Source organism: Paracoccus maritimus (assembly GCF_025195095.1).
GTDB classification, from domain to species: Bacteria; Pseudomonadota; Alphaproteobacteria; order Rhodobacterales; family Rhodobacteraceae; genus Paracoccus; species Paracoccus maritimus.
Window position 1 is genome coordinate 142,636 of record NZ_JANAVZ010000005.1, and the last position, 25,951, is coordinate 168,586.

A 25,951-nucleotide genomic window follows, 5' to 3' on the forward strand; every position below is an offset into this window, starting at 1 on the left:
TTTGACGTAAAGTTGACAAAACAAGTTGGAATTAACGATGACGGCGAGATTTCAGACGGTCGGGCAGTTTGCCACGCAGAACGCGCGGAAATACATGACGCAGCTTTGCAAGCATTTCGCCCACAAGGTGCCGGCCGAGGTCGAGGGCGTTCAGGGTCATGTCACCTTCGCCATGGGGACGGCAAAACTACACGCAGGCGATTCCGGTCTGACCGTGCAGCTATGTGCGGACAGCGAAACCGCGTTGGCGCGGATGCGTCCGATCATCGACGATCATCTGAAGCGCTTTGCCTTCCGCGAGGATTTTCAGACCATGGACTGGTCTGCGCCCGCAGTCGCCGACTGAGGCGTATTCAGGCCGGCGACAAGCGCAACAGTTCCTGCAGCGACGCGGCCCCGTCATCATCGCAAAGGCATTGCTGCAAGAAGCGCGGCAAGCCATCGGCGTGATGCCGGAACAGCGCGTCCGGGGTCAGCCGGGGGTCCGCCTCCAGATACAGCGTCAGCCCGTCGCCACAGCTGTCTGCCGCGAAGCCGATATTGAAACCATCGCCCGGTCCCGCCGCAAGCACCTCTTGCCCGATATCCGCGCCTGGCAGGCGGGGCGGGTCGAAGGGCATGACATTGATCAGCGGAGAAAAGAAATATCGCCGTCCCGCCGGGATGCCCTGGTCAAGCGTGATCTGTTCGATGCGATAGCGTCCGTGCCGCCTATGCTTGCGCAGATCGCGCGCCATGTTGCGCAGGGTTTCGGTCAAATCGTGCGTCGGATCTGCGGCGACGCGGAACGGCAGGATGTTGACGGCCATCGCCGGAATGCGCGAACCAACACTGCCCATGCGGCTTTGGAAGGGCAGCCAGACCACGCGGTCGGTGCAGGCTCGGCCCTGATCGCTTTCGGGATGGCCCCAAAGCCACAGCCCTGTCAGCAAGGTCAGCGCGTCGGGCCAGCCCATCCCGAAACGCTCGCCGGCGGTTCGCAGAGGGGCTGACAGATGGTGCAGGTCTGTCGCGGCGCAGCGCTGCGTCTGGGGATAATCCTCGGATCCCTTGTCCAGCACGGCAAGCCTGGGCGCGGCGGCGATCCGGTCCTGCCAGAACGCACCGTTGGATGCGTGGCGGTCACTGGCGCGATATTCGCTTTCTTCACGAAGATAGTCCGGGAAGGGCAGGAACGGGTCGCCGGGGTCGTCGCCCGTTGCGTGGTGCGCATACAGGCGCGCCACGCGCCGTTCGATCAGTGCCATGGAATATCCGTCAAGAAAGATGTGATGGCCGCGGCAATACCACATCCAGTCGTTGTCGTCCGTCCTGACCAGCCATTGCGCGGCCAGCGGACCCGTCAGAAGGTCAAGCGGGCGATCCAGGTCTTCCTGCATCATGCTGCGCGCCCGACTGTCAGGATCGGTTTCGCCGCGCAGATCCATCTCGCGCAGAACAGGGGCCAGCGCGGGATCGATCATCTGTTCCGGGATGCCGTCGCGTTCCCGGAACCGCAGGCACATGACATCAGATTCCGCGATGCAGTCGCGGATCGCGGCGGACAAAGCGGCGTGGTCCAGATCGCCGTGCAGGCGGGTCAGATGCGCGACGGTGGACACCGCCTTGCCCCGATGGGCGCGATATTCCTGCCAAAAATCAAGCTGACCCAGTGTCAGCGGAAGCCATTCAGTGCGCTGCCGGGGCCAAGCCATCTGGGCATCCTTTCACGTGTCGAGGCGCGGGGGAAATGGTCGGATTGCTATTTCCGACAAAAATACTTATGTATCCGGTGGCGTCAACCAGCCGTCCATGGCGCATCCAGATTTACCTGCCACAAGGGCCCGTCTGTCATGATCGAATTCGCACCCTGGCCAAAGGAACTAGGCCAGATCTATCGCCAGCGCGGATATTGGATCGGCCGTCCGCTTTGTGCGGGAATCGAGGCGCAGGCCAGCGCTAGGCCTGAAGCGGCCGCGATCATCTGCAAGGGACGGCATGTCAGCTATGCTGAACTTGATCGGGCTGCGACCAATCTTGCCGCGTATCTTTCCGGGCGCGGTTTGGGGCGCGGGGATACCGCGCTGGTACAATTGCCCAATGTCGCCGAATTCTACATCGTATTCCTTGCGCTGATGAAGCTGGGCGTTGCGCCCGTCAACGCGCTGTACAGCCATCGTCAGATCGAGCTGTCGTCCTATGCGGACCAGATTCAGCCCCGGCTTCTGATCGCGGACCGTGCCCACAGTCTTTTCGGGGATGACGCGTTTCTTGCGCAGTTGCAGGCTCTGATCCCGAACCTGTCCGAGGCGCTGTTCCTGGGTGATGAGCAGGCTTCGCGCAGCCTGACGCACTGGCTAAGCCGTGACGCAAGCCCACCGCCGGGCATGGCTCCGACGCCTGCGCACAGTGTTGCGTTCTTCCAATTGTCGGGCGGCAGCACCGGCACACCGAAGCTGATCCCGCGAACCCATGACGATTACGACTACAGCGTGCGCGAAAGCGTCCGTATCTGTGGCGTGACGCAGCAGACCAGGTTTCTGTGCGCGTTGCCCGCGCCGCACAATTTCCTGCTCAGCTCGCCGGGCGCGTTGGGGGTGTTTCATGCCGGCGGCACCGTGGTAATGGCCGACAGCCCAGACCCGCTGTCGTGCTTCGATCTGATCGCGCGACATTCGGTGACGATGGCAGCCCTTGTGCCATCGGCCGTAGGGCTGTGGATACAGGCGGCGGAAACGCGCGGTGCGCCCCCCGCGCCGCTGGACCATCTGCTGGTCGGCGGGGCCAGTTTCGCCGAAGCGCAGGCGCGGCAGGTGCCGGACAAGCTGGGATGCAGGCTGCAGCAGGTCTTCGGCATGGCCGAAGGGCTGGTGAACTACACGCGGCTGGACGACCCCGAGGATGTCGTTTTTACAACGCAGGGGCGGCCAATCAGTCCCGACGACGAAATCCGGATCCTGTCCGAAGACGGCAGCCCGGTTCCCGACGGCGAGACGGGTCAGCTTGCGGTGCGCGGCCCTTATACGTTTCGCGGCTACTACCTTGCGCCGGACCAGAACGCCCGCGCCTTCGATGCCGATGGCTTCTATTTCAGCGGTGATCTGGTCCGCCGGACGGCGGGTGGCAACCTGCGCGTCGTCGGTCGGGTCAAGGATCAGATCAATCGCGGCGGTGAAAAGATTGCCTCGGAAGAGGTCGAACATCTGCTGCTGCGGCACGCCGAGATACGACAGGTGGCGTTGGTGCCGATGCCCGACGCGGGTCTGGGCGAGAAAAGCTGCGCTTTCGTGGTCGCGCGCACCAACCTGCGCGGCGTCGATCTGCGACGCCACCTGACCGGGCTCGGGATTGCCGACTACAAGCTGCCGGACCGTTTCCGGTTCGTGGATGACCTGCCGCTGACGGCGGTCGGAAAGCCCGACAAGAGACAGCTTCGCGCGCAGCTGGAGCTTGCAGAAAAACCAGGAGCGACAGGATGACCCCGAACGATATGCCGACGCCGGATCGCGGCTGGCTGATGAACCGTGTTTCCGGCATGGTCGATGACGAGGGGCCGATTGATCCGGCCGAGGACCTGACCCTTTATGGTCTGGATTCGGTCGCGGTCATGCAGATGGTCGCGGAACTGGAGCGACGCGGGGTGCCGGTCACCTTCGAGGATCTGGCCCGCGAGGCGACGGTCGATGCATGGTGGGCCCTGATCGACCGGCGCGCGAGGGCATAGCCTGTGGGGTCATGCGCGCAGCGTGGCGCCGCCATCGACATACAGATCGGCCATGGTTACATGGCCCGCCTGATCCGACAGCAGGAACATCGCGGCCTGCGCGATATCCTGCGGGGTGGCCAGCTTGGCCAGGGGAATTCCGGTGCGGAAGCTGGCCGGGTCGCCCGCGATCACCAGTGCGGCACCCTGATCATCGGCCCACATGCCGGTCTGCATGGGTGTCAGGGTCGATCCGGGGGCGACGATGTTGCAGCGCACGCGATGCTGTGCAAGTTCCAGCCCGGCACAGCGAACCAGCAGGGCCGCCGCCGCCTTCGAGGCGGCATAGCTTGCCATGTTCTGCCGTGGCACACCGGCGGCATTCGATCCGATGACCACGATCGAGCCCGGTCGGTTCTGCGTGACCATATGCCTGCCGATCGCACGGGTGACGTGGAATGTACCGCCCGCATTTGTCGCCAGCACCCGCTGCCATTCCTGATCGGATGTGCCCAGGACCGACAGATTCGACAGGATCGCGGCGGCATGCACGGCCAGCGTGATCGGGCCCATCGCCTCTGCCGCAAGGGCGATTGCGGCTTCTACGGCGGGGCCGTCGGCGACATCCAGCCTGTGCCAGATCAGCCCGTCATTCGCAGGCAGATCGGGCGGGGCTGGCGCCAGATCGGTCGCGAAGACGCGTGCGCCCGCGTCGCGCAGCAGGGCGACCACCGCCTGTCCGATGCCCCCGGCGGCGCCGGTGACGAAAGCCGCGCGGTCCTGAAATCCGGTCAGTCGCATCACGCAGCCTCCGCCATCGCGGCCAGCGCCGCCTTGGTGTCGATCACGCCGCCGCAGCACGCGGCCACCCATCCCATCGCCATTTCGTGACGCGGCAGGTCGAAGTCGGCCTGCGCGTCGGTGATCGCAAAGGGTTGGATATCGCGCTGGAACGCCTCGGCTGCGGTGCACAGACAGCCGATATGCGCGTAGATCCCCGTCACCAGCAACTGATCGCGGCCGCGCGCGCGCATCAGCTCGGCCATGTTTGATCGCTGGAATGCGCTGTAGCGATGTTTGACCAGCACGAGGTCGCCGGATCGGGGCGCGATTCCGGGCAGGATCTCTTCGTGTTCAGGGGTCGCGCGCATGCCCGGGCCCCAAAGATCCGACTGCAACCCGCGATCCGCGCGAAGCTGGTCGCCGCGCTGCGCGGTGTAGAACACCGGAATGCCGGCTTGGCGCGCCGACGCCAGAAGTCGTGCGATATTTCCTGTGACGGATTCCAGCGGCTGTTGGTCAGGGCTGAATGCGGCGCAGAAATACCGCTGCATGTCATGGACCAGCAGGGCCGTCCGGTCGCGTTCGGGGCGCCAGTCCGCGCGCGGGCGTGGCAGGTCGGTCGGGGCCGCGTAGGGCATGATGCGGGGCAGGGCCATCGTCGGTCTTTCGATTCGGTTCGGGTCAGTTCGTGGCGGCCATGGCGGCCTCTGCGGGCAAACCCAGGGCGCGCAGCAGCGCGGCAAACTTGTTGCCGGTCTCGGCGGCCTCGGACGCGGGCTCCGAGCCTGGCACGATCCCGGCACCGGCATAAAGCCGGGCCTGATTGCCGGCGATCCGGGCGCAGCGGATCGCGACATGCCAGGCGCCATCACCCGTGGTGTCGCACCAGCCCACGGCGCCTGCATAGAAGTCGCGTGCGACCGGTTCGAGACGCTCGATCAATGCGGCGGCGCGATCGCAGGGCAGGCCGCACACCGCCGGGGTTGGGTGCAGCATCGTGGCCAGCAGGATTGACGGGGTGCTGTCGTCTTTCAGTTCGCCGGTAATGCGGGTTCCCAGATGCCACATGCTGCGCGTGCAGGTCAGGCCCGTGCCATCCGGGCAGCCAAGCTGGCGGCACCAGGGGGCAAGCGTGTCGAGGATATATTCCACAACCATCGCGTGTTCGCGACGATCCTTGGCAGATCCGGCCAATCCGGCGCAAGCCTCGGCATCCGCGATGGGGTCCGCGTGTCGCGGTGCAGACCCCGCGAGCGGGTTCGACATGATCCGACCCGCGCGCTTTTCCACCAGTATCTCGGGCGAGGCGCCGACCAGAACTGCGGGGCCGTCCCCGAAGGATGCATCGCGCAGCGTTACGCGAAAGGTTGTCACCATCGGGTCCTCGGACAATCTGGATTGCAGCATGTCGGGACTGATCGGGCGGCTGGCGTGCACGGTCAGGCTGCGTGCCAGCACGATCTTGCGCAGACGGTCCGGGCCGTCTGGGTCGGACGCCATGATGCGCAGCGCTTCGGCAACGGTTTCGGCGTATTTCGCCGCGGCGGGCTCCGCGCGCAGAGTGGGATCTGGCGCGCAGGCTTGCGCGGTTGTCACATGCAGCGGCTGGCGGTCGATGCCGGAGGCAAGCCACAGGCAGTCAACCCCGTCGCGCCGGAACGGCAGCGCACCTGCCAGAACCGAACCGGTGCCACCTCCCGCAAGGGCCTGCGACACCCGTGCCTGTCGCGTCGTGCCGATTCCGGAGGGGACCGGCGATGGCGTCCCTTTGGCGCGCAGGGTGCCGTTCGGTCCGCGGAAGACGAAATGCCCCACCGCGGCGTTGGTCCGCGCGCATCTGGCAGGATCGAGAAATGACATGTTCATGCTGTGCATCACTGGCTGCCCACTGGCGGTTGCCGGGGCGTTTCGGGACAGGGCCTGACCGGCCAAGGATGATGCCTGCCGGACGCGAAGCAGGGTTGGCTATGCGTCGGTGGGGTTTTCAAGGGTCGGGCCGCGCCATGACCGGGGCGGGACGCGATCCGAGGAGCGACAAGAGGGTTTATGTCGGATCCCGGCGCGAACCTGTCCAATCGCCGGGCTATAGTCAACTAAAAAAGTAAGGATTATGGAGGCGCGGCGAAACCCTGCCTTGGCGCGGTCTCGTGGTGCATATGAAAGGCAGAATGATGCAGGTTGCAAAAATTTCAGAGAAGCCGTTTTTTGCTGTGCCCGGCCTGTCTTGGGCACAGTTTGACCCGGCAGGGATCATGGACGATGCAGACCCCGACACCTTGTGCTGCGACGCCGGGAATCATGAAATTCTGCGGGTGGCCCTGCATCGTGATCTTCGCATGGCGCGACCGCGCAGACGGCGCGAGTGGCTTTCGGGGCGATTGTGCGCTGCGCTTGCGTTGCGCCGTCTGGGGGCTTCGGAATTCGTCGGAATGCAAGGGCGCGCACCTTGCTGGCCGGATCGATGTGCAGGGTCCATCAGCCATAGCCCTGCGCGCGTCGTTGCGGTTGCGGGTCGTGGGTTTTCAGGGCTGGGCGTGGATTGTGAGTTACGGCTTGACGCCGCCGCCGCGTCCCTGCTGGCACCCGCTGTTCTGTCGTCGGGCGATCTTCGTGCGCGCCCAGTTTGGCTGGGGGAAGCCGACGCCGTCTCGGTGATCTTTTCGGCCAAGGAGGCGCTGTTCAAGGCGTTGTCCCCGCGAGGCACTGGCTTGCCCGATTGCCGCGCGGTCAACGTGACCTGCTGGGATGCCTCCATGCTTGACCTGTGCATAGAGGGGCGTGCCTGGCCCGTTTTCTGGCGCTGCATGGGCCGTGAGGTGCACACACTGGCAGCTACGCATGAATCCTGACTATTTAACTATGTTATTTTTACAACACACCTGTCGCGTTCCCGATCCAATCCTTAGTAAAACAGTTGTGAATCCCGACGCGGCCGGACTAGGCGGACCGCATCGTCAATTCATCGAGGTTCCGTCATGAAGCTGCGCCGCGTCTTCCCGCTTGCGGGTGTTTCCATTCTTGCACTTGCGACGGCGTCCGCCGCGCAGGACGCAACGATCTCGCAAACGCCGGGAACCATCGTTCTAAGCCCGATCACTCTGGTTGCTGACGGGCAGGAAAGTGTCGAGGCGACGGGCGGTGTCGTCGTGACCAAACAGGATATCGAGGCGCTGCATCCGGCGGACGTGTCGGAACTGTTCGCGCGGGATTCCGCGGTCACAGTCGCTGCGGGGTCTGGCCAGTCGAAGCGCATCCATGTCTTTGGGCTTGAGCAGTCGAACCTTGCCGTGTCGGTGGACGGCGTGCCGCAATTCAAGGATGGCTGGCATCACAGCGGCTCGAACGTGATCGATCCGGCCTTCCTGAAGCGGGTCGAGGTGAATGCGGGCGCGGCGCCCGCCGACGCCGGTTTCGCTGCGGCAGCCGGTGCCGTGCGCTATGAAACGCTTGGCGCGCGCGACCTGCTGACCGCCGGCCGCACGCAGGGCGGACGCGTTGGCCTGTCCTATGGCACCAATGGGCGCGGCGTTTCGGCCAATCTTGCGGGCTATGGCGTTCACGAGGGCTTTGACTGGTTCGCGATGATCCATGCCGCACGCGGCGATAACTATGACGCTGGCAATGGCGACGAAATTCCAGGCAGCGAATCCGCTGTCACCGGCGGGCTTGTCAAACTGGGCTACGAGTTCGAAACCCACCGGATCGAATTGTCCTACGAGCACAGCAGGGACGATGCAGACCGTGTGGCGCGGATGAACATGGATCTGAGCGACGAGGTCTTCCCGCTGAAGATCACGCGCGACACGCTGAGCCTGCGATACAGCTCGACCGCGCCCACCGCGATGTGGGATCCCGAGATGCGGTTCTATATCAGCCGCAACAAATACACGCGCCCCGACTTCATTCCTGATAGGACCAGCGGTGACTTCGCCTTCGAGGCGCAGGCCGTGGGCGGCGTGATGCAGAACCGCTTTGCCATGGGGCCGGGCACCATCACCACCGGGATCGACTGGGCCTACAACGACTACAAGATCGACAATTTTGGCGACACGGATGTTCGCTTCCATACCACCGAGACGATGCAGGTCGGGGCGTTCGTGCAAGGGCGGTTCGAATTCCAGAACGGTATCGATCTGTCCACCGGCGCGCGCGTGGATCACCACCGCTATACCGATTGGAACGGCCTGCGAAAGGCGGATAGCGGCGTCAGCGTGAACGGCACCGTGGCCTATGAAGTCTCACCGGGATACGAGGTCTTCGCGGGGGCGTCGCGTACCTGGCTGGGATACGACATCGGCGAATACGGCTATCTGCACGCCCGCGACAGCAGCACCTTTACCTCGCCCGACTATGAACCGGCCACCGCCACCAACTACAAGCTTGGCGTGAATGCGAATCGGGGCAACTGGACAGGCAACCTGACCCTGTTCGACACCCGGCTGGACGGTCTGGCCAACGCGTATTTCCCGATCCTCGAGAACAGCGAGGAATATCGCAGCCGGGGCGTCACGCTGTCGGGCAACTACAGCTGGGGCAGCGGCCGGTTCGGCGCCAGCATCACCACAGCCAAGCTGACCTTCGACGGCGATGAACTGCCGCCCGCCGGCGGCGAAGCCACTCCGATTGGCACCGTCGCCTCGCTGTTCGTCGATCAGGAGATTCCGCAATACAACCTGACCGTGGGCGCGACGCTGGACATGGCGGACCGACTGTCCGGGGACTATATCGACGATAACGGGTTCGAGGATCACCCCGGTTATGGCGTTCTGAATGCCTATGCCGAATGGCGTCCGGCCAGCTATGAGAATGTCGTGGTCCGTCTTGGCGTCGATAACCTGCTGGACAAGGCCTACTATGAACGCTCGAGCTATGGCCGCAACACGGAGCGTGACGTGACCCCGCTCTACGCGCCGGGCCGGACTGTGACGCTGGGTCTGACGATGGATTTCTGATCGCCAGCAGCAGATCTTGATCAGCGGCGCCACCCGATTGGCGCCGCTTTTTGGTGCGCCGGGGCCACGTAGCGGATTTGCTGATCAGTGTTGTGCTGAGCGTCTGATCGTCAGAATTTGGCAAGATATTCATTCCTGAATTTGCAAATCCATGTCCGGCTCTCCTCATTTGGACTGTTCGACGGCACGCGGCGTGGTTTCGATACGAGGTTGCCGAATTTCGCGCCTCGCCGCCGTTCTGTGCATTGCGTTCGCGAACATGCCGATGGTTGGGGCCGGGCTTTGACAGCGTCACAATCGCGACTGGGAAGCAATTCGCATCGCCCGATCTGCCCACAGTCAAAGATTGTGTTCGTCCGAACTGATGGGACTTGCATTCACCGACATTGCGCGCTACCTGCCCGTCCTACGGTCGGAGCGTAGCGCAGCCTGGTAGCGCACCTGCTTCGGGAGCAGGGGGTCGGAGGTTCGAATCCTCTCGCTCCGACCAATTTTTGATTGATGTTGATTGCCACTGAAGTCTTCCTCAAGTGGCCAAAATTTTTCCGTTGCGGCAGCAAGGCTGACGTAAGGCTTGATGAGTTTTCGCTCACGCCTCCAACCAAAGTTTCTATCTGGGACAGCCGTCTGCTAATTTCGCCGCACCAATCGTGGGGCCAGTAGCATGGGAAGAAACGATCAGAAGCCTGAATACACGAACGCAGAGAACGAACAGCCGCTGGCAAAGCGCATCGCTTCCTTGCAGGAAAGGGCCAAACCGCGAAGCAGCGAGCAAACGCTCACATCGGCCGAGCTGAAGGCGTTCATGGATGATCAATGGGGCGAAGGTAAGGACGAGGAACGCTAACCCAAATCGCCTATCAGGTCATCAGCTTACAATTTCGGCCCTGAGCCGACCTTGGCCGGGATCACCGTTGCCGCAGCGCAGCTTCCCCATACCGGACCTTCATGCACCGCACAGCATCGCCCAGCACCACGAGGCCGGCAGTGCGGGACGAAGCGGCCAGTCGCCGCTGCATGTTTCCAGATTCATGGGAAATTGGGCGCCGTGCATTGGTATCACCGCCACATCTGTTACGCGCAAGGATTGCGTCGTTCACCATAACCCGCCGCGGGGGCCGCCTCGACCGCATCAGCGACCGGCGTTGGACTGTCGTCAGGCAGTTCAAGGTTGAGTTGGCCTGAAGCCTCGCAATGAAGTTCGAGAATATCTCCGACCACCAAGTAAGTGTGGATTACAAAGCGTTTGGCTTCGGATAGGTCGATATCCGAGTGAGATCCTTTTTGGGCGGCGTTAAAAACACTGTCCAACCGTTCGCCGATATATTTGAGGTCTGAACTGATTACCTTGGATGAGACCCCGGAGGCCATCGTGTTCTCGCAATACAGGACGAGCCGGTTGATGTAGTTATCTGGGCCGACCTTGATAGGCTTGCCGTTGCCCCCCACCGCCAGATCTTCGGTTGGAGGGTATAATACGTCCGCGACGGCCTGTAAAAGCCTACGGCAACTGTGACCTGCATTGGCCCAATCCTCAGGGTTTTCTGATTCCAGATTGGCGCGGATGGAATCGAGGCGACGCAATTCGTCTGGGATGAGGTTTCCGAGGCGGTCATCTACCCGCGACCTGTACTCGTCAAAGACATCTTCGGCGGCCGAAGACACCCGCATTTCGAAATGCTTGGCGAGGACGTAGTTGTATACAAACGAGCGCCTACCGGCCAGGGCGGCGACCTCGTCACGGTAGTTGGATGCTATTTGGGCTTCGGTCGCAATGTCGCGGAACGGAGGGTGCACGTATTGATTTGGGTTTGCCGACGAGATGTTGATTGGCTGAGGCTGGAAGAAGCTCAGTCGCTTTTTCAAGGTCGAGGCGTTTTCTTCCATGGTGGCGATGGACCTTGTATTCGCGCCCTCCACCAGATCCCCGGTCTCCTTGCCTTTTTCGTCGGTTTTTTTTGGTGAGCTTCACTCGCTCTGCGATTCTGCAAAGGCGGAACGCCTCAGCAGGCACCCCCCCGCTGGGCTGGACGGGTACCCAGATAACTCATACCTGAAGATCATGAGGTGGTCGTCGTCTCCCACAAGCCGAGCCAGCCGGGCGGCTTTCGTGACGCAACTCGACAACGCCAGCTGTCCGAGTTCGAGGTCCGCCAGAAGCTGGTTCGAGAGCTCATACGCCTCAGTTGCACTCGACTTCGAAACGGCCATAGACCATGTACCTCCCTAACATTGCTGACTGATTGATACTGTCGCTGTGTAGCTTGGCTAGTCAACTCGAGTGAAGCTCGTGAAAGATGCGGCGCATCAATGGTCGGTCTACCGAATCACGGCTTAGGGCTCAAACCGGACTTGTGGCGGCACGGCAGGGGTAAGCATCTGGTCGCCCCTCGCTCGTCGTCACTCCCCGGCCCAGAGCCGACCTTGGTCCTGAGAATGGCCGCCGCGTCGCAGCTTTCCCGAACCGGACGTTCAAGTCTTGCGCAACAACTCGGCCGACGCAAAGCTCTCTGGTAAGCAGGATGTTTCACCAAAAAATACGAAGGCTTAGAGCATGACGCTGTTTCTCGGATACGATCCAGGCGGAAAAGGAAAAAATGGTGTCGCGGTGATTCAAGTGGTTTCTGACATGCCAAAGATTGTGGACAAAGCGACTGTTCGCGATGCGGCTGAGGCGCTGACTTGGCTTCAGTCTCATGCAAAAACAGCGGTTGCACTCGGCATAGACACCCTCCTGGCCTGGTCCCCAAAGGGTGGGAGGGCCTGCGATGATGCTCTACGACGCAGATATGGCGGCAACTCGATTGTCGCTCAAAACTCCCTGTACAGCTCCATGACCCTAAATGGCGCGAATGTCGCCAAGCGACTTGGATTGCCGGTTTACGAAAGCCACCCCAAGCTGTTGCTCCGCGTATCCGGCGAGAATGCAATCAGCGAGCTCTATCAAGACGCACTGGCAAGCTCAGGAGCAGACCACGAGGGTGATGCCATCGTTGCAGCTTGGTGTGCAGCCATGGGGCACAATCGAAAATGGATTGTGGATCTCTTCTCGGACCTTGAAGATGACATAGAACTTGTGGTGCCCGGAGCTCGCTACCCTTGGTTTGAGGGTTTGTAAGATATCTCAGATTGGATCAACAGCGGGCCAACGTTGGAGATAGACGCTGAACGGCCCTTAGCGGGACGGTCGCCAGGTTGGTCATCGCTGCCTCGCAGCTTCCTTGAATCGGTCATTCGACCATCGCGCAGCATTTTCGGAGTATGAAGGTCGGCAGGGCGGACGAAGCGCCCACTCGCATCTACTCGGCCGACCACGACCCATCAAGATGCTGCCGTTCGGCATGTTCTATGAGGTGGCCTTGCCGACCCGCCTTGCGCGCATCGCCATGCCGGCCTTCATGTTGAGCGCAAGCAGGACGATGTTGACTGCACCCGCGGCCAGTTCGACGATCTGCACGATCCCAAACGTCGCGTCGAAAAGGCCAGCCTGGGCCCGCCACCAGAGGAATATGACGGAAGGCACGAGGACGAGGACTCCGTTGCCCGCCACGAGCGCCATGCGGCGACGCTTGGCCCTGATGACGGGAGCCTTGGAGCGCCCCGCGAGACGCGCGCCGGTGGCCCCGGTGGCGATCATGGCGATCACGAGAACCGGCAGGGCATAAAGGATCGCCGTGCGGACGACGACGACTCCGGTGCTGGACAGGACGAGCTCGGCGGTAAGCGCCGAAACCCAGAAGGTTACGATGGTGAGAAGGGCCGCGGCGCCGGCGGCACCATGCAGCGCGATGAGTGGGGTTCGAGACATGCCGATCTCCTTTTCAATAGCAGGCTATGCAATTAGGTAGATGTAGACAGCATGCTATGCAAGAACTATTCTCCGGCCATGAGCACCGACACTTTCGATCGCGCCCGTTCGGCGGGCTACCTCGCCAACCACATGGCGCGGCTCTTCGCGCAGCGCCTGCATGAGCGCATCCGACCGCTTGGCCTCGCGCCGGCGCAGTTCATGACGTTGCTGGCGCTGTGGGAGGAGGACGGACTGACACAGCGCGACCTGTTCGAGCGTCTCGATGTCGAACAGGCGACCATGGCCAACACCCTCGCCAGGATGGAGCGGGACGGGCTGATCGAGCGCCGGGCACATGCAACGGATGCACGAGCCAAGACCATTCATCTTACGAAGCAGGCCCGCGAACTGCGCGGCCCGGCTCAGGCCGCCGCTCGCGACGTGAACGCGATGGCCCTCGGGCACCTGAACGGCGACGACCTCGATCTTTTCGTCTCCACCATGCGGAGTGCCGTGGAGAGGCTGAAGGCGGGAGAGGCCAGTTAACGCATGGGCGCGAGCAAGGACGACGAGGCCAGCCAACGGTACCGTCGCGAGCATTGATCCCGGGTTGTGAGACTGTCTGATCGCCGGCGCCAAGCGGGAGCTGAGGTGTACGTCGCCGATGGTGCGCTGCTTGTTGGCTATTCAGCCATCTCACCATATCGGTCAGAATGGGCTCGCGGCGGTCATGCGGCGGCGTGGCAGACCCCTCGTCCTGGCGCGCCAGGTCTGCGGGCGCTCCCGGCCCTCTCCCGACATTCGCTTGCAAAGCCATCGCTACGGCGCAGGTTCCCCAAACCGGCCGTTGGTGGCATCGTGCAGCAGGGTCTGGCGCGCCAACGTCAGTTCCGCAGGACGGAGTAGTCATCCGGTGGGGCGTTCGGTCAATTCTTCTCGGAGCCACGAAAGCAGGGCATCGGTCTGCGCGTGGTTGCCGCGCCTCGCGCCGCGGAAGACCGAAATCTCGGTCGGGCGGAATACAGCCTCGTCGCAGAGCCTCAAGAGCTTGCCGTCCGCGATGAGCCCGCTGACAGTTTTGCGCCAGCCGAGCGCAATCCCCTGACCTGAGATCGCCGCCTGTAGCACCAAGGGAAAGCTGTCGAAGCCGGTGATCCGCGCGCTTTTCGGTACTGGATGTCCGACGGCCTCGAACCAGTCAGGCCAATCCATCCAGTCTTGCGGCAGGACCCGATGCGACAGCAGCGGGTATCGGACCAGCCCCGCGGCAGGGAGCGGCAGCGCCCCGGACGGCACGAGGCCTGGGGCGGCCACGGGAAAGATTTCGTCCGAGGCGGTGAAGGCCAGACGCGCCGAGCCCGCGGCCCGGCCGGTCGTCTGGATCGCCACGTCGAAGGGCTCGGGCGCCGCTGTCAGCGGCGCCAGGGCGCTGACAACCCGCACCTCCAGCCCGGGATGGCGTTCGTGGAAGCCCGCAAGGCGCGGCATGAGCCAGTAGAAGGCCTCGCAAAGCTGGCAATGCAGGACCAGTCCCTCGCCGGAGGGGCCGCCGCGCAGGCGCGTCGTCTCGGCTGCTATATCGGCGAGGGCCGCGCCGACAACCTGCCCGTAGGCGCGCCCGGCCTCGGTCAGGAAGACGGCCCTGTTGCGACGCTCGAAGAGCCGCAAGCCGAGATCCGCCTCCAGGGCGGCGATCTGCTTGGTCACCGCGGTCTGCGTCAGGCCAAGCTCCTCGGCGGCAGCGGTGAAGCTTTCATGCCGGGCGGCCGCTTCGAATGCGGGGAGGCGAGACAACGGCGGCAACGAACGGCGATCCATTCCAAATCCTCATGCAATGGCGATCCATTCTCATTTTATGAACAAGGCAGCCCGTGTTCTCCATAGCGAATGGCATGGAAAATCGATCACACTCTACCTCTTGGCGGGACGATGCACGGCATCATCGCGATCCTCGCGGCGGTTTCGCTTCTGTCCTTCTCCGACGCATTGGTCAAGATGAGTGGAGACAGCTTCGGGCTGGCACAGCTGGTCCTGTCGCGGTTTGGTGCCGCCCCTTTGATCACGTAATGTGCAGCAAAGGAGATGAAGCATGGGCACAGGCAGGACAGATGAATTTCGCAAGGATGCGGTGCGGATCGCGCTGACGAGTGGGCTTTCGCGGCGTCAGGTCGCGGATGATTTGGGCGTCGGCCTGTCGACCTTGAACAAGTGGGTGAACGCGCACCGGGACACGGATGTCGTCTCGGCTGAGGATCGCGAGCTGGCACGAGAGAACGAACGGCTGCGGCGCGAGATCCGCATCCTCAAGGAGGAGAGGGACATCCTAAAAAAGGCCACCCAGTTCTTCGCGAGCCAAAAGCCGTGAGGTTTCGGTTCGTCGAAGAACAGCGTGGGGCCTTCCCGATCGACCGGCTATGTCAGGTGATGAACGTCAGCCCGCGTGCATTGCGGGCGTTTCGGAGCCGTCCAGCCAGCCGCAGGCAGCACGTGGATATGGTGGTTCTGGCGCACATCAAGGAGCAGTCGCGGCTGAGCCTGTGCAGCTATGGCCGCCCCAGGATGACCAAAGAACTGAAGGAAGTCGGCGTCGATGTCGGTCACCGGCGCGTCAGTCGCCTGATGCGTGAGAACGGAATTGTCGTTGAAAGGACGAGGAAATTCAAAGCGACAACGGACAGCGACCACACGTTCAACATCGCGCCAAACCTTCTGGACCGTGACTTCACAGCGGATCGGCCCAACCAGAAATGGGCGGGCGATATCAGCTACATCTGGACCCGCGAGGGGTGGCTGTATCTGGCGGTCATCCTCGATCTGCATTCGAGGCGGGTCATCGGGTGGGCCGTCAGCAACCGCATGAAACGCGATCTGGCGATCCGGGCTTTGAAGATGGCTATCGCGCTACGGTCACCGTCCAGGGGCTGCATCTTCCACAGCGATCGCGGCAGCCAATATTGTTCACACGACTACCAGAAGGCTCTGCGCGAGCACGGCCTGAAGCCGTCGATGAGCGGTAAAGGCAACTGCTATGACAACGCCGCCTTTGAGACCTTCTTCAAGACGATCAAGGCCGAACTGATCTGGCGCCGCACGTGCGAGACCCGACGCCAGGCCGAAACCGCCATCTTCCAATACATCAACGGCTTCTATAACCCGCGCCGTCGGCACTCAGCATTGGGAGGTAAAAACCCCTTGGCCTTCGAACGCCAAGTGGCCTAAACGAGCACTGGGGGCGGCACAAATACGTGACAGGTCCAGACAGAGACGGACGACTGGCTGGTATTCGCTGTGTCGCGGCGGCCGGGGCGTCCTGGGCTTTATCTGACGGGTTGGTATGAAGGCGCTGATTTCGCGCGGGGCTATGTAGACCGGCCCGATGCGGTGGCGCTAGGAGAGGACTCCGACGGCGGGCGCTTCACCTACACGCTAGATGCCGATCGCGCCTATCTGATACCGCTGGATCTCCGCGATCGCAGCATCAGCGGCGACCATATCAAACGGTCCTACGCCTATCTACGTGGCAACTGCGCAAACGACGCTTGGCGGGCAAAAGTCGCCAGGCAGCTGCTCGACTACCGCACCGAATATCTCGAGCGCTTGACCAACGCACCGGTTGAAGAAACGCCCAAGCTAGGCTTCTGCGGCAGCGCAAAGCGCCGCAAGGAAATCGAGGAGAAGGCGGTGGCGGCGGTGAAGGCTGCTCTGCCGGACTAGCACTGGGAGACCAAGGAAGCGGAAAAATGCGGTTACGACCTACTCTTAACGCACAAGACCAGCGGCGACATCTGGCACGTCGAGGTCAAGGGGACGTCATACGATAAGCCGCACTTCTTCATGACGATCAACGAGCGCAATTATGCTCAGGAGATTGGTCTCAACGACCGCAATAGCAGGACTAACCGCAAGGGCCAGGTGCGCCCGTTATGGCAGTTGGCGGTGGTTCACGACATCGACGAGGCCGCGTCGGTTACGTTTTATACGCAAGGCGAAATGATGGCGGCCTTCGATCTCTACCCCTACGCCTTTCACGCGACGCTCAAGCCAGGTTGATCTGGTCCGCCGCCTCGCGCCTGGCCGAGAGCCATCGGAATCCCTCGCTGGCTCCGTTCGATCGAGAGTGGGGCCTGTGATTTTGAGCAACAGCCTGTTGTTGTCGCGTAGCGGATATGACGTATGCCTCCGAGCACGTATTGCTGTCCGCCCGCGAACTACGGCAGAGACGGCCCGTTCCGGACATCGCTCGCAGCAAAATTCGCTGCGATGCAGCTTGCGGCTAGCGGTCATTCAATCAAGCAGTGCATTCTGCTTGCTGGATGAAGACGTTCACGCCAACATCGTTAGGCATACCATTCAGAACCCACCCCTGGTGATGTTCTCGTCGAAAATTTGAAGAGATGATTTTTCTTACCTCAAAGGAATTACACAGTGAACGATGAAAACGATAAATTAAAGGCATTGATGAGCGCAAAACGCTTCGATGTTGAACATGCTCTAGGGTCAGGATGCATTGATTTCCGTTGCGCTGCGTGATTCACGGTCCGGAAACGGAGCGGTGACATGAGTGACCTTTTCTGGCTAACTGACGCGCAGATGGCACGCCTTGCCCCCTTTTTCCCGAAGTCCCACGGCAAGCCACGCGTTGATGACAAGCGCGTTCTCAGCGGGATCATCTTCATTGTCCGCAATGTCTTACGCTGGCGTGATGCACCCACCGCCTATGGGCCTCACAAGACGCTTTACAGCCGTTGGAGACGTTGGAGCGCGAAGGGTATTTTCGCTCGGATGATGGCTGGTCTCGCTGCCGAACATGGTGAAGAGAATACCGTGATGATCGGGGCGCGGACGGCGAGAATGAACCGCTCGTAGAACGCCCATTCCTCGTCCGACATCAAGTCTCGTGCCAAGCTGATCTCCATCGCAGATACCAGCTTGAATCACGATCAACACCCAATCGGAATCTCTTTTGTCAACACGGCCTAGCTCAGGTCATAGTCGGGCAAGGAATCGATCACGCGGACCTTTGCGATTAGGCTAACATCGCCGTAGTCGTCGCTGGCCGTCTTGCCCGTGTGACCCTGTATTGCGTCCGCGATCCTGTCGGACAGCCCAAGTTCACGCGCCTGCGTCTTGAAGCGGTGCCGCCAGCCATGCGACGGCTGGATGCCATCAGGGACAAGCTCAGGCTCTTGCAGCCATTGCGACACGCGCCCCGCCGTGACCCGCGCAGATGCAAGGTAACGCTCTTGCGTATTGCCGCCGTGAAAGAGCGGGCGGGGTTTCGCGGCCTTGACGAATTCCGCGAAGCCTTGTGCAACCACCTGCCGGTGTAGCGGCACGTCGCGATATTCGCCTGTCTTCACCGATCCTGCATCGGGTGAGATGCGGATCACCCAGAGGTCGCCGTCCTGTCGCACATCTTCTTTCCGAAGCTGCGCCGTTACGGCGATGCGCGCGCCGGTGAAGGCGCATAAGGTCGGCAGCCATCGTTTCGCAGCCGCAATATGGGCGCTTTCGCGATGGGCCGGGTTATCAGTTTCTTTCGGCGTGTAGTTGGTCGAGAATTTCAGAACCGCGATGGGCTCTGGCGCCGTGTATCCGCGTTCACGGGTGCGCTTGGTCTTGGTGACGGCCTGCCTTGCACCCTCGGCCTCATTGGTCGGCAGGCCGACATTCTCGAACGCCCACCGCAGCACTGCGCGGACACTGGCGAGATACTTGTTCGCGATGGTCTTCGTCGACTTACCTCGGCCAGCAGCATGTCGCGCCAGTCCAGCAGGTTGCGCTTGGTGATCCGCTGGGCGTCAAAGTGCCCTAGGAATTTCGTCAAATCCAGCATGGCCGCCTCCCAACCCCTCGCACCGTCTTTGTGCTTTCCGAGAGCGTGCCGGGAAAGAATGTAGTCCTTGAACAACGGCTTGATCGGCACCGGCTTGGGCTGGTCCTCTGGCGGCGCTGCGTTCGCGATGATGGGATGATCAGGCCGCCCGGCGAAGTTGCCGTTGTCGCGCTCGACTGCCCGCGCCAGTGCCTCTAGTTCACCGACCGCGATTGCGCGGGCGATGGTGCGCCATTCATCGCTGCCCGGCTCTGCCGTATGATTGTCGAATTGCCGGAACCGTTCGGCCTGATCGCCAACAGGGCAGCAAGGCGCTGGTCGTCCATCGTCCCAGCGATGGCCGCGCGCAGGTCGGCGACGTGCCGGTGATCAAGCGACAGGCTCGGCCAGCGCGGATCGTTCCGCAGGGTGTCGTCGTAAGCGAGGCGTTGCGAGTAGTGACTGGCGGCGATCTGGTCTGGCGACAGAGGGTAGCGGCCCGACTGAACCGCCACAGCGCCCCTAGAGACGGCCTTACGCTCGGCTTGCGCCAGTTCATGCTGTAGAATCGCGACAGCGCTCGGCAGGTGCTTCATAGCCGTGCGACGATCAGGGCCAAGCGGTCGGCGCAGTTATGACTTGCCGACGATCTGGCGAAGGTCGTTCGGGACCATCAGCCGGGCGAAGAATCGACAGTCGCGGTTCAGAAGGTATCGGGTTGCGCCTGCCATGATACAGAGTCCGTTTGTAACGAGATTTGGAACGACAGAATGTCCAAAGCCACTGCAAAACAAGGCCTTTATTTCAATTCAATGGGATAACATGGTGCTGCGAGAGAGGATTGAACTCTCGACCTCTCCCTTACCAAGGGAGTGCTCTACCACTGAGCTACCGCAGCGCCGGGTGATGGGGCGTTTAGACAATGGCAGGGCAGCGCGCAAGGGGGACCGGGCGATTTTTCGCGGATCAGCGCGCGGGTTGGCGCGGGCTTTGCTGGACTGTGGTCGCGACCGGCGCTAACAGGGCGGAATGAGCGGTGGCAATAACGACAATTCCGACGGCAAGACGCGTGAACAGCGGCTGCGGGCGGCGCTGCGTGCGAACCTGCAGCGGCGCAAGGCGCAGGCACGCGCGCGCGCCGAACAGGCGACGGCGGAAGAACAGCCCCCGCGCGAGGATACAGGCAAGGACGACAGCTAGATGGATCAGATCATCGTTCACGGGAACGGCCCCTTGAAGGGCGAGATCCCAATTGCGGGCGCCAAGAACGCGTGCCTTGCCCTGATGCCGGCGACCCTGCTGACCGACCAGCCGCTGACGCTGACCAATGCGCCCCGGCTGTCTGATATCCGGACAATGACCGAATTGCTGCAAAGCCTTGGAGCCGAGGTCGCCAGCCTGCAGGACGGTCAGGTGCTGGCGCTGTCCAGCCACGATCTGGCCAGTCATCGCGCGGACTATGATATCGTGCGCAAGATGCGGGCCTCGATCCTGGTTCTGGGTCCGATGCTTGCGCGCGATGGCAGGGCCGAGGTGTCGCTGCCCGGCGGTTGCGCCATCGGCGCGCGTCCGGTGGATTTGCATCTGAGGGCGCTGGAGGCGATGGGTGCCGAACTGGACCTGCGCGACGGCTATGTTCACGCCAAGGCGCCGTCGGGCGGTTTGCGCGGGGCCGTGTTCGAGTTTCCGCTGGTTTCGGTCGGCGCGACCGAGAATGCGCTGATGGCCGCCACCTTGGCACGGGGCACAACGGTTCTCAAGAATGCGGCCCGCGAACCTGAGATCGTCGATCTTGCGCAATGTCTGCGGGCAATGGGGGCGCAGATCGAGGGTGAGGGCACGGGCACGATCACCATCGAGGGCGTTCAGGCGCTGCGCGGCGCGACCCATCCCGTCGTTACCGACCGGATCGAGCTGGGCACCTATATGTTGGCACCGGCGATGTGTGGCGGCGAGGTCGAGTGTCTGGGCGGGCGCATTGATCTGCTGGCGGCATTCTGTGAAAAGCTGGACGAAGCCGGAATCAGTGTCGAAGAAACCTCGCGCGGTCTGAAGGTCGCGCGACGCAACGGCAGGGTGCGCAGCGTGGATGTCACCACCGCGCCGTTTCCGGGGTTTCCGACCGATCTGCAGGCACAGTTCATGGCATTGATGTGCCTTGCCGAGGGCAAGAGCGTGCTGGAGGAGACGATCTTCGAGAATCGCTTCATGCATGCGCCCGAGCTGATGCGGATGGGGGCGCGGATCGATGTGCATGGCGGCCAGGCAGTCGTCACCGGGGTGGACAAGCTGCGCGGGGCACCGGTCATGGCGACCGATCTGCGCGCCTCGGTCAGTCTGATCCTGGCCGGGATGGCCGCCGAGGGGCAGACCACCGTCAGCCGGGTCTATCATCTTGACCGCGGATACGAGCATGTCGTGCGCAAGCTGCGCGGCGTGGGTGCGCATGTCGAGCGGCTGAAGGAGGAACAGACATGACCGAGGATGCCCGGTTTCGTGATGCCGATCCCCGCCCGCTGGCCCTGCTGGCGGTTGACGAAGATGATCTGAAGATCATGTCCACGTTGGTGCAGGACGCGATCCTGCCGGCCAGCGAGATCAGCTATGACCCCAAGGCGCGCCGGCTGGCCCTGCTGGTCAATCGGTTCCGCTGGGAAGACGCCGATCAGGCGCGCGCCGAGGGGCGCCCCTTCGAGCGTGTGCGGGCGTTGTTGATCGTGAACGATGTCCAGCGGCTGCAAAGCGATGGCATCGACCGTGATGCCGACACGGTGCTGGCGCTTCTGGCGCTGACTTGGCGGCCGGGACAGGACGGCACCGGACGGTTGCTGCTGGATTTCGCGGGCGATGGCACGCTGGCGGCCGATGCGGAATGTATCAATGTCGAGCTGCGCGACGTGACGCGCCCGTATTTTGCGCCGTCCGGCAAGGCGCCTGTGCATCCCGACTAAGCAGGTCTTGGCCGCGTGGCTTCGTAATCCACGGCACCGCGAACAGTCTGACGGCGGGGCCCGGATTTCGGTTCCGCGACTCTGATTTCCGGGTTCTGCTTGCGCCTTGAGGCGGACGGGCGGAGCCGTTAACAAGATCGGGTTGCAAGGAAATCCAGATGCCGGTCACGCTGAACACCACCGATCCCGATTTCGAAACCCGCTTTTTGGCCATGCTGTCGGCCAAGCGCGAGGATTCGTCCGATGTGAACGACGTCGTGGCCGCCATTATCGCGGATGTCCGCGCGCGCGGCGACGCGGTGCTGTGTGAACTGACCGCTCGTTTCGACCGGCTTGATCTGACGCCCGATCGGTTGCGCTTCTCTGCCGAAGAAATTGACGATACTATCGCCCGCGTGTCGGCCGAGGATCGCGCCGCCCTGTCGCTGGCGGCCGAACGCATCCGTGCCTATCACGCGCGGCAGATGCCGGAAGATGCAAGCTGGACCGATCCCGAGGGCGCGACGCTTGGCTGGCGGTGGTCCCCGGTGGGCGCGGCGGGCCTGTATGTTCCCGGTGGGCAGGCGGCGTATCCTTCGTCGGTGCTGATGAACGCGATCCCCGCGCGGGTGGCCGGGGTCAAGCGGTTGGTGATCTGCGTGCCGACGCCCGATGGCGTGGTCAATCCGCTTGTGCTGCTGGCCGCGCGGCTGGCAGGGGTCGATGAGATCTATCGTGTCGGCGGCGCACAGGCGGTCGCGGCAATGGCCTATGGCACGGCGACGATCGCCCCGGTGGACAAGATCACAGGTCCTGGCAATGCCTATGTGGCGGCGGCCAAGCGACAGGTTTTCGGTCGCGTGGGCATCGACATGATCGCCGGGCCTTCCGAGGTGCTGGTCATCGCCGAGGGCGCGCAGAACCCTGACTGGCTGGCACTGGATCTGTTGGCACAGGCCGAACATGATGCCGATGCCCAATCCATCCTCGTTACCACAGACGCAGGCCTGGCGGACGAGGTCGCGAAGGCGGTGGATCGGATCCTGCCGGACCTGCCACGCTCAGCCATCGCCGCAGCAAGCTGGCGCGACTATGGCACGATCATTGTCGCGCGAGATCTGGCGGAAGCAGCGGCCTTGTCGAACCGCGTGGCGCCAGAGCATCTGGAACTGTGCGTCGACGATCCCGAGGCGCTGGCCCGCGACTGCGTCCATGCCGGCGCGATCTTTCTGGGGGCCTATACGCCCGAGGCTGTCGGTGACTATGTCAGCGGTCCCAATCATGTCCTGCCGACGGCGCGATCCGCGCGATTTTCGTCCGGGTTGTCGGTTCTGGATTTCCTGAAGCGAACAACGATGGCGCATCTGACGCCCGGCGCGCTTGCCGCGATCGGACCCGCGGCGATGCGACTTGCGGCATCCGAAGGTTTGCAGGCCCATGGAGCGTCCGTCGAGGCGCGATTGGCCCGTCTGAATGAAGGGGGAACGGAATGAGCCGCCTGATCCGCGTCGAGATCGACGATTCCGCAATCCCACCCGCCACGCCCGAGATGGAGCAGGAACGCCGTGTCGCGGTCTTCGACCTGATCGAGGACAACAGCTTCCGGATACCGGGACGCGATGGCCAGCCGGTTCCCGAAGGGCCGTTTGTTCTGGACCTGGGGATCCGCGAGGGGCGCCTGGTCTTTGACGTCTCAACCGAAGCGGCCGAGAAGGTGGCGGAATTTCACCTGTCACTTGGGCCTTTCCGGCAGGTGGTGAAGGACTATTTCCAGATCTGCCAAAGCTATTTCGATGCGGTGAAAAAGCTTCCCCCCGCCCAGATTGAGGCGATCGACATGGCCCGGCGCGGGATCCACAACGAAGGTGCCCGTACCCTGCAGGAGCGTCTTGAGGGCAAGGCCGAGCTGGATATAGACACGGCGCGACGCCTGTTTACGCTGATTTGTGCGTTGATACCGCAGCAGGCCTGACCCGATGCCGCAGGACAAGATTCCCCACTCGATTCTGTTCTGCTGCGATCACAACGCCATCCGCTCGCCCATGGCCGAGGGGATGATGAAGAAGTTCTATGGACGCGCTGCCTATGTGCAATCGGCAGGCGTCAAGAACGACATGGAGATAGATGGATTCGCGGTAGCGGTCTGCGACGAGATCGGGGTGCAGCTGGAAAACCACCGCAGTCGCAGTTTCGAAGAGATGCAGGACTGGGGCGACGATCTGGGCGGTTTCGACCTGATCGTCGCCCTTTCACCCGCCAGCCAGCGCCTTGCGCTGGAGATGACGCGACTGTTTCATCTGGACGTGGAGTACTGGCCGATCATGGATCCGACCGGGCTTGCCGAGGGGCGCGAGGCGAAGCTGGCCGCGTATCGGCAGACACGCGACCAGATCCGGTCCAAGATGATCGAAAGATTCGGTGCGCCAGCCACAGCAGCCTAGGGTCGCACGAAGACGGCGATCGGGCAGCGATGGCGGGATCAGAGTCAGGCCCGGCGCCAATGCAGCGGCGCGTCCCACGCGGGGCGTCGCATCTCGGCTTCCACTTCGGCGCGCGTAACGCCGATATCGTCCAGCATCTGATCGCTGAGGCTGCTCAGTTCGATATCGACCGGACGCTTGTCGAATGCCGTCAACAGCCGTTCCAGCCAGGTCGGGCGGGGGATGATGCCGCGTCCTGTCAAGACACGCAGCATTGCATGGGATTTCTGTGCCATTGTTCAACTCCGGTGATCTGAACCATCACGAAAAGTGATGGTGTCCGCATGATTGCTGCGGATAGTTGATATATAGATCATTCTCGTGTATTTTTGAAACGAATGGTTTTGATCTGATGCATCAGGGGAATTGAACTATGCGAAATCTGGACATCGCGACGCTGCGGTCACTTCAGGCCGTCGCAGAATACGGGGCGGTCACTCGCGCGGCCGAGGCGTTGAACATGACGCAAAGCGCGCTGTCGATGCAGATGAAGCGCCTAGAGGACGTGTTCGATCAGGCGATGCTGGTCAAGCAGGGGCGTGGCGTGGTGCTGTCGGACTTCGCCACCGAGTTGCTGTTGGAAGCGCGCAAGCTGGTCGCGCTGAACGACGCGATCATGGCGCGCTTTACCGGACGGCGCCCCGAGGGGCGTCTGCGCGTGGGCCTGACCAGCGACTGGCTGTTCAACCGGGTGGCGCAGGCCGTGCGCGCCTTTCGTCAGGATAACGCGGGAATCGACCTGATCATAAATGATGGACGCAGCAAGGATTTGCGGGTCGAGATGAAGCGCGGCGATCATGATGTGATCCTGACCACCGAATTCGAGGCGCCTCCGGGTGCGATCCATCTTGCCAAGCTGGATCTGGCCTGGGTAGGCGCGGTGGGCGGAAAGGTCTGGATGCAACGTCCCCTGCCGATCGCGAATTCGCCGCAATGCGCCTATACCCCGGTCGGGCTGGCGGCGCTGGACAAGGCGGGGATCGAATGGCTGCAGACTGTCAGCGACGGCGGCAAGGATACCTGGCGGGTGCTGGCCGCCGCTGATCTGGGCATTACGATCCTGCCGCGCGGCATTGCGCATCCGGGCCTCGAGGCGATCGATCACGGCGGCGCTTTGCCCCCGCTGCCGCCGACCTGGTTGAATGTCTATGTCGCGGACGGTCCGGCGCGATGCCTGGCTGCCGATTTCGCAGGCTACCTGCGCCGCGCCGTGTGCGAGGTTGCCGCCGCAGCCTGACGGGCAAGCGGCGGCGACAATTCCCCGTCTTTCATCTGGCGGAAGCTGAGGGCATGCTGGTGAAGAGAATGATCTGGAGTGCTTATGATAGATCCGCTTTCGCGCCTTGCGATCCTCTATGGGACCGACAAGTTCGGCTATCACGACTATACGCCTAATTAGCACGACCTTCTGTCTGCGCGGCGGGGCCAGCGCCTCAGCATGCTCGAGATCGGGGTCGGAGGCTATGGTGACGAGAACCGCGGCGGCTAGTCGCTCGAGGTATGGCGGGACTATTTTCCC

29 protein-coding genes, 2 tRNA genes and 3 pseudogenes are annotated in these 25,951 nt (G+C 62.5%); 21 read left to right on the top strand and 13 right to left on the bottom strand.

Annotated features, from left to right (window positions below):
- The first annotated feature begins 37 nt into the window (after nucleotides 1–37).
- On the top strand, nucleotides 38–346 hold the full coding sequence (locus MU516_RS10390) for a DUF2218 domain-containing protein (protein WP_260277158.1): 309 nt from the start codon (nucleotides 38–40) through the stop codon (nucleotides 344–346).
- Nucleotides 347–353: 7 nt separating this feature from the next.
- On the opposite strand, the gene MU516_RS10395 is transcribed toward MU516_RS10390, so the two are convergent.
- Complete coding sequence (locus MU516_RS10395; protein WP_260277159.1) at nucleotides 354–1,694, bottom strand: condensation domain-containing protein; 1,341 nt, start codon at nucleotides 1,692–1,694, stop codon at nucleotides 354–356.
- Nucleotides 1,695–1,832: 138 nt separating this feature from the next.
- Between MU516_RS10395 and MU516_RS10400 the strand changes: the two genes are divergently transcribed.
- Complete coding sequence (locus MU516_RS10400) at nucleotides 1,833–3,458, top strand: (2,3-dihydroxybenzoyl)adenylate synthase (protein ID WP_260277160.1); 1,626 nt, start codon at nucleotides 1,833–1,835, stop codon at nucleotides 3,456–3,458.
- Nucleotides 3,455–3,703 carry a phosphopantetheine-binding protein gene (locus tag MU516_RS10405; RefSeq protein ID WP_260277161.1) on the top strand — a complete coding sequence of 83 codons (249 nt, stop codon included), beginning with the start codon at nucleotides 3,455–3,457 and terminating at the stop codon, nucleotides 3,701–3,703. Before MU516_RS10400 ends, MU516_RS10405 begins: the two co-directional genes overlap by 4 nt.
- A gap of 9 nt (nucleotides 3,704–3,712) precedes the next feature.
- Here the strand turns inward: MU516_RS10405 and MU516_RS10410 are convergent, their stop codons facing one another.
- Genes MU516_RS10410 through MU516_RS10420 form a run of 3 tightly spaced genes read right to left on the bottom strand, consistent with a single transcriptional unit; the run spans nucleotide 3,713 to nucleotide 6,331 of the window.
- Nucleotides 3,713–4,483 (bottom strand): SDR family oxidoreductase, encoded by a 771-nt coding sequence (locus MU516_RS10410; protein WP_260277162.1) that lies wholly within the window; start codon nucleotides 4,481–4,483, stop codon nucleotides 3,713–3,715.
- Nucleotides 4,483–5,121 carry an isochorismatase family protein gene (locus MU516_RS10415; RefSeq protein ID WP_260277163.1) on the bottom strand — a complete coding sequence of 213 codons (639 nt, stop codon included), beginning with the start codon at nucleotides 5,119–5,121 and terminating at the stop codon, nucleotides 4,483–4,485. Before MU516_RS10415 ends, MU516_RS10410 begins: the two co-directional genes overlap by 1 nt.
- A gap of 25 nt (nucleotides 5,122–5,146) precedes the next feature.
- Nucleotides 5,147–6,331, bottom strand: a complete 1,185-nt coding sequence (locus tag MU516_RS10420) for an isochorismate synthase (RefSeq protein WP_260277164.1) — start codon at nucleotides 6,329–6,331, stop codon at nucleotides 5,147–5,149.
- A gap of 470 nt (nucleotides 6,332–6,801) precedes the next feature.
- On the opposite strand from MU516_RS10420, the gene MU516_RS19460 reads away from it, so the two are divergent.
- The 4 genes from MU516_RS19460 (at nucleotide 6,802) to MU516_RS10435 (ending at nucleotide 10,264) form a co-directional block, all read left to right on the top strand.
- Nucleotides 6,802–7,314: a 4'-phosphopantetheinyl transferase family protein gene (locus MU516_RS19460; protein ID WP_425606848.1), complete on the top strand. Its 513-nt coding sequence runs from the start codon at nucleotides 6,802–6,804 to the stop codon at nucleotides 7,312–7,314.
- 126 nt (nucleotides 7,315–7,440) lie between these two features.
- Nucleotides 7,441–9,417 (top strand): TonB-dependent receptor domain-containing protein, encoded by a 1,977-nt coding sequence (locus MU516_RS10425; protein ID WP_260277165.1) that lies wholly within the window; start codon nucleotides 7,441–7,443, stop codon nucleotides 9,415–9,417.
- A 413-nt stretch (nucleotides 9,418–9,830) separates the two neighbouring features.
- Nucleotides 9,831–9,907: transfer RNA gene (locus MU516_RS10430), tRNA-Pro, on the top strand.
- 174 nt (nucleotides 9,908–10,081) lie between these two features.
- The gene (locus MU516_RS10435; RefSeq protein ID WP_260277166.1) at nucleotides 10,082–10,264 is read left to right on the top strand and encodes a hypothetical protein; all 183 of its coding nucleotides are present in this window, start codon (nucleotides 10,082–10,084) and stop codon (nucleotides 10,262–10,264) included.
- Between the two features lie 227 nt (nucleotides 10,265–10,491).
- Here the strand turns inward: MU516_RS10435 and MU516_RS10440 are convergent, their stop codons facing one another.
- Nucleotides 10,492–11,304 carry a hypothetical protein gene (locus MU516_RS10440; protein ID WP_260277167.1) on the bottom strand — a complete coding sequence of 271 codons (813 nt, stop codon included), beginning with the start codon at nucleotides 11,302–11,304 and terminating at the stop codon, nucleotides 10,492–10,494.
- Between the two features lie 81 nt (nucleotides 11,305–11,385).
- Nucleotides 11,386–11,628 carry an AbiTii domain-containing protein gene (locus MU516_RS19465; RefSeq protein WP_425606844.1) on the bottom strand — a complete coding sequence of 81 codons (243 nt, stop codon included), beginning with the start codon at nucleotides 11,626–11,628 and terminating at the stop codon, nucleotides 11,386–11,388.
- 343 nt (nucleotides 11,629–11,971) lie between these two features.
- Here MU516_RS19465 and MU516_RS10445 point away from each other — a divergent pair, with 343 nt between their 5' ends.
- On the top strand, nucleotides 11,972–12,535 hold the full coding sequence (locus MU516_RS10445; RefSeq protein ID WP_260277168.1) for a DUF429 domain-containing protein: 564 nt from the start codon (nucleotides 11,972–11,974) through the stop codon (nucleotides 12,533–12,535).
- A 228-nt stretch (nucleotides 12,536–12,763) separates the two neighbouring features.
- Here MU516_RS10445 and MU516_RS10450 read toward each other — a convergent pair whose 3' ends face one another.
- Nucleotides 12,764–13,225, bottom strand: coding sequence for a hypothetical protein (locus tag MU516_RS10450; protein ID WP_260277169.1), 462 nt, complete (start codon nucleotides 13,223–13,225; stop codon nucleotides 12,764–12,766).
- A 78-nt stretch (nucleotides 13,226–13,303) separates the two neighbouring features.
- Here MU516_RS10450 and MU516_RS10455 point away from each other — a divergent pair, with 78 nt between their 5' ends.
- Nucleotides 13,304–13,753 (top strand): MarR family winged helix-turn-helix transcriptional regulator, encoded by a 450-nt coding sequence (locus tag MU516_RS10455; RefSeq protein WP_260277170.1) that lies wholly within the window; start codon nucleotides 13,304–13,306, stop codon nucleotides 13,751–13,753.
- A 360-nt stretch (nucleotides 13,754–14,113) separates the two neighbouring features.
- Here the strand turns inward: MU516_RS10455 and MU516_RS10460 are convergent, their stop codons facing one another.
- On the bottom strand, nucleotides 14,114–15,025 hold the full coding sequence (locus MU516_RS10460) for a LysR family transcriptional regulator (protein WP_260277171.1): 912 nt from the start codon (nucleotides 15,023–15,025) through the stop codon (nucleotides 14,114–14,116).
- A gap of 111 nt (nucleotides 15,026–15,136) precedes the next feature.
- Here MU516_RS10460 and MU516_RS10465 point away from each other — a divergent pair, with 111 nt between their 5' ends.
- From MU516_RS10465 to MU516_RS10485, 5 genes and pseudogenes are all read left to right on the top strand, one after another.
- Nucleotides 15,137–15,274: a hypothetical protein gene (locus MU516_RS10465; RefSeq protein ID WP_260277172.1), complete on the top strand. Its 138-nt coding sequence runs from the start codon at nucleotides 15,137–15,139 to the stop codon at nucleotides 15,272–15,274.
- Between the two features lie 22 nt (nucleotides 15,275–15,296).
- Nucleotides 15,297–16,426 (top strand): IS3 family transposase gene (locus MU516_RS10470; RefSeq protein ID WP_260277173.1). Its coding sequence is split into 2 segments (ribosomal slippage): nucleotides 15,297–15,540 and nucleotides 15,540–16,426, totalling 1,131 coding nucleotides; the frame shifts between segments, so codons are not numbered across the junction.
- 69 nt (nucleotides 16,427–16,495) lie between these two features.
- A complete protein-coding gene (locus tag MU516_RS10475) occupies nucleotides 16,496–16,921 on the top strand; it encodes a hypothetical protein (RefSeq protein WP_260277174.1) in 426 nt (141 codons plus the stop codon).
- A gap of 18 nt (nucleotides 16,922–16,939) precedes the next feature.
- Nucleotides 16,940–17,257 (top strand): annotated as a pseudogene (locus tag MU516_RS10480) (protein NO VEIN domain-containing protein); the annotation flags it as partial.
- 507 nt (nucleotides 17,258–17,764) lie between these two features.
- Nucleotides 17,765–18,070, top strand: a pseudogene (locus MU516_RS10485) (transposase); the annotation flags it as partial.
- Here the strand turns inward: MU516_RS10485 and MU516_RS10490 are convergent.
- The 4 genes and pseudogenes from MU516_RS10490 to MU516_RS10505 form a co-directional block, all read right to left on the bottom strand.
- A pseudogene (locus tag MU516_RS10490) lies at nucleotides 18,040–18,123 on the bottom strand (IS5/IS1182 family transposase); the annotation flags it as partial. The pseudogenes MU516_RS10485 and MU516_RS10490 overlap by 31 nt on opposite strands.
- Nucleotides 18,124–18,183: 60 nt before the next feature.
- Nucleotides 18,184–18,900, bottom strand: a complete 717-nt coding sequence (locus MU516_RS10495; protein WP_260277175.1) for a site-specific integrase — start codon at nucleotides 18,898–18,900, stop codon at nucleotides 18,184–18,186.
- Nucleotides 18,901–19,237: 337 nt separating this feature from the next.
- Nucleotides 19,238–19,618, bottom strand: a complete 381-nt coding sequence (locus tag MU516_RS10500; protein ID WP_260277176.1) for a hypothetical protein — start codon at nucleotides 19,616–19,618, stop codon at nucleotides 19,238–19,240.
- A gap of 227 nt (nucleotides 19,619–19,845) precedes the next feature.
- Nucleotides 19,846–19,920: transfer RNA gene (locus tag MU516_RS10505), tRNA-Thr, on the bottom strand.
- A 131-nt stretch (nucleotides 19,921–20,051) separates the two neighbouring features.
- On the opposite strand from MU516_RS10505, the gene MU516_RS10510 reads away from it, so the two are divergent.
- From MU516_RS10510 to MU516_RS10535, 6 genes are all read left to right on the top strand, one after another.
- On the top strand, nucleotides 20,052–20,222 hold the full coding sequence (locus tag MU516_RS10510) for a hypothetical protein (protein WP_260277177.1): 171 nt from the start codon (nucleotides 20,052–20,054) through the stop codon (nucleotides 20,220–20,222).
- The gene (gene murA / locus MU516_RS10515; RefSeq protein ID WP_260277178.1) at nucleotides 20,223–21,500 is read left to right on the top strand and encodes a UDP-N-acetylglucosamine 1-carboxyvinyltransferase; all 1,278 of its coding nucleotides are present in this window, start codon (nucleotides 20,223–20,225) and stop codon (nucleotides 21,498–21,500) included.
- Nucleotides 21,497–21,973, top strand: coding sequence for a DUF2948 family protein (locus tag MU516_RS10520; RefSeq protein WP_260277179.1), 477 nt, complete (start codon nucleotides 21,497–21,499; stop codon nucleotides 21,971–21,973). Before murA ends, MU516_RS10520 begins: the two co-directional genes overlap by 4 nt.
- A 158-nt stretch (nucleotides 21,974–22,131) precedes the next feature.
- Nucleotides 22,132–23,445, top strand: a complete 1,314-nt coding sequence (gene hisD / locus MU516_RS10525; RefSeq protein WP_260277180.1) for a histidinol dehydrogenase — start codon at nucleotides 22,132–22,134, stop codon at nucleotides 23,443–23,445.
- Nucleotides 23,442–23,924 carry a UPF0262 family protein gene (locus tag MU516_RS10530; protein ID WP_209056645.1) on the top strand — a complete coding sequence of 161 codons (483 nt, stop codon included), beginning with the start codon at nucleotides 23,442–23,444 and terminating at the stop codon, nucleotides 23,922–23,924. Before hisD ends, MU516_RS10530 begins: the two co-directional genes overlap by 4 nt.
- A 4-nt stretch (nucleotides 23,925–23,928) precedes the next feature.
- Nucleotides 23,929–24,393, top strand: a complete 465-nt coding sequence (locus tag MU516_RS10535; protein ID WP_260277181.1) for an arsenate-mycothiol transferase ArsC — start codon at nucleotides 23,929–23,931, stop codon at nucleotides 24,391–24,393.
- 44 nt (nucleotides 24,394–24,437) lie between these two features.
- Here the strand turns inward: MU516_RS10535 and MU516_RS10540 are convergent, their stop codons facing one another.
- The gene (locus tag MU516_RS10540; protein ID WP_260277182.1) at nucleotides 24,438–24,668 is read right to left on the bottom strand and encodes a DUF1127 domain-containing protein; all 231 of its coding nucleotides are present in this window, start codon (nucleotides 24,666–24,668) and stop codon (nucleotides 24,438–24,440) included.
- 137 nt (nucleotides 24,669–24,805) lie between these two features.
- Here MU516_RS10540 and MU516_RS10545 point away from each other — a divergent pair, with 137 nt between their 5' ends.
- A complete protein-coding gene (locus MU516_RS10545) occupies nucleotides 24,806–25,669 on the top strand; it encodes a LysR family transcriptional regulator (protein WP_260277183.1) in 864 nt (287 codons plus the stop codon).
- Nucleotides 25,670–25,951: the final 282 nt, after the last annotated feature.

Excerpts from the sequence above, each read along its gene's own strand:
- MU516_RS10390 (WP_260277158.1), top strand. The coding sequence starts at position 38 with ATGACGGCGAGATTTCAGACGGTCGGGCAGTTTGCCACGCAGAACGCG.
- MU516_RS10395 (WP_260277159.1), bottom strand. The coding sequence starts at position 1,694 with ATGGCTTGGCCCCGGCAGCGCACTGAATGGCTTCCGCTGACACTGGGT.
- MU516_RS10400 (WP_260277160.1), top strand. The coding sequence starts at position 1,833 with ATGATCGAATTCGCACCCTGGCCAAAGGAACTAGGCCAGATCTATCGC.
- MU516_RS10405 (WP_260277161.1), top strand. The coding sequence starts at position 3,455 with ATGACCCCGAACGATATGCCGACGCCGGATCGCGGCTGGCTGATGAAC.
- MU516_RS10410 (WP_260277162.1), bottom strand. The coding sequence starts at position 4,483 with ATGCGACTGACCGGATTTCAGGACCGCGCGGCTTTCGTCACCGGCGCC.
- MU516_RS10415 (WP_260277163.1), bottom strand. The coding sequence starts at position 5,121 with ATGGCCCTGCCCCGCATCATGCCCTACGCGGCCCCGACCGACCTGCCA.
- MU516_RS10420 (WP_260277164.1), bottom strand. The coding sequence starts at position 6,331 with ATGAACATGTCATTTCTCGATCCTGCCAGATGCGCGCGGACCAACGCC.
- MU516_RS19460 (WP_425606848.1), top strand. The coding sequence starts at position 6,802 with ATGGCGCGACCGCGCAGACGGCGCGAGTGGCTTTCGGGGCGATTGTGC.
- MU516_RS10425 (WP_260277165.1), top strand. The coding sequence starts at position 7,441 with ATGAAGCTGCGCCGCGTCTTCCCGCTTGCGGGTGTTTCCATTCTTGCA.
- MU516_RS10435 (WP_260277166.1), top strand. The coding sequence starts at position 10,082 with ATGGGAAGAAACGATCAGAAGCCTGAATACACGAACGCAGAGAACGAA.
- MU516_RS10440 (WP_260277167.1), bottom strand. The coding sequence starts at position 11,304 with ATGGAAGAAAACGCCTCGACCTTGAAAAAGCGACTGAGCTTCTTCCAG.
- MU516_RS19465 (WP_425606844.1), bottom strand. The coding sequence starts at position 11,628 with ATGGCCGTTTCGAAGTCGAGTGCAACTGAGGCGTATGAGCTCTCGAAC.
- MU516_RS10445 (WP_260277168.1), top strand. The coding sequence starts at position 11,972 with ATGACGCTGTTTCTCGGATACGATCCAGGCGGAAAAGGAAAAAATGGT.
- MU516_RS10450 (WP_260277169.1), bottom strand. The coding sequence starts at position 13,225 with ATGTCTCGAACCCCACTCATCGCGCTGCATGGTGCCGCCGGCGCCGCG.
- MU516_RS10455 (WP_260277170.1), top strand. The coding sequence starts at position 13,304 with ATGAGCACCGACACTTTCGATCGCGCCCGTTCGGCGGGCTACCTCGCC.
- MU516_RS10460 (WP_260277171.1), bottom strand. The coding sequence starts at position 15,025 with ATGGATCGCCGTTCGTTGCCGCCGTTGTCTCGCCTCCCCGCATTCGAA.
- MU516_RS10465 (WP_260277172.1), top strand. The coding sequence starts at position 15,137 with ATGCACGGCATCATCGCGATCCTCGCGGCGGTTTCGCTTCTGTCCTTC.
- MU516_RS10500 (WP_260277176.1), bottom strand. The coding sequence starts at position 19,618 with ATGAAGCACCTGCCGAGCGCTGTCGCGATTCTACAGCATGAACTGGCG.
- MU516_RS10510 (WP_260277177.1), top strand. The coding sequence starts at position 20,052 with ATGAGCGGTGGCAATAACGACAATTCCGACGGCAAGACGCGTGAACAG.
- murA (WP_260277178.1), top strand. The coding sequence starts at position 20,223 with ATGGATCAGATCATCGTTCACGGGAACGGCCCCTTGAAGGGCGAGATC.
- MU516_RS10520 (WP_260277179.1), top strand. The coding sequence starts at position 21,497 with ATGACCGAGGATGCCCGGTTTCGTGATGCCGATCCCCGCCCGCTGGCC.
- hisD (WP_260277180.1), top strand. The coding sequence starts at position 22,132 with ATGCCGGTCACGCTGAACACCACCGATCCCGATTTCGAAACCCGCTTT.
- MU516_RS10530 (WP_209056645.1), top strand. The coding sequence starts at position 23,442 with ATGAGCCGCCTGATCCGCGTCGAGATCGACGATTCCGCAATCCCACCC.
- MU516_RS10535 (WP_260277181.1), top strand. The coding sequence starts at position 23,929 with ATGCCGCAGGACAAGATTCCCCACTCGATTCTGTTCTGCTGCGATCAC.
- MU516_RS10540 (WP_260277182.1), bottom strand. The coding sequence starts at position 24,668 with ATGGCACAGAAATCCCATGCAATGCTGCGTGTCTTGACAGGACGCGGC.
- MU516_RS10545 (WP_260277183.1), top strand. The coding sequence starts at position 24,806 with ATGCGAAATCTGGACATCGCGACGCTGCGGTCACTTCAGGCCGTCGCA.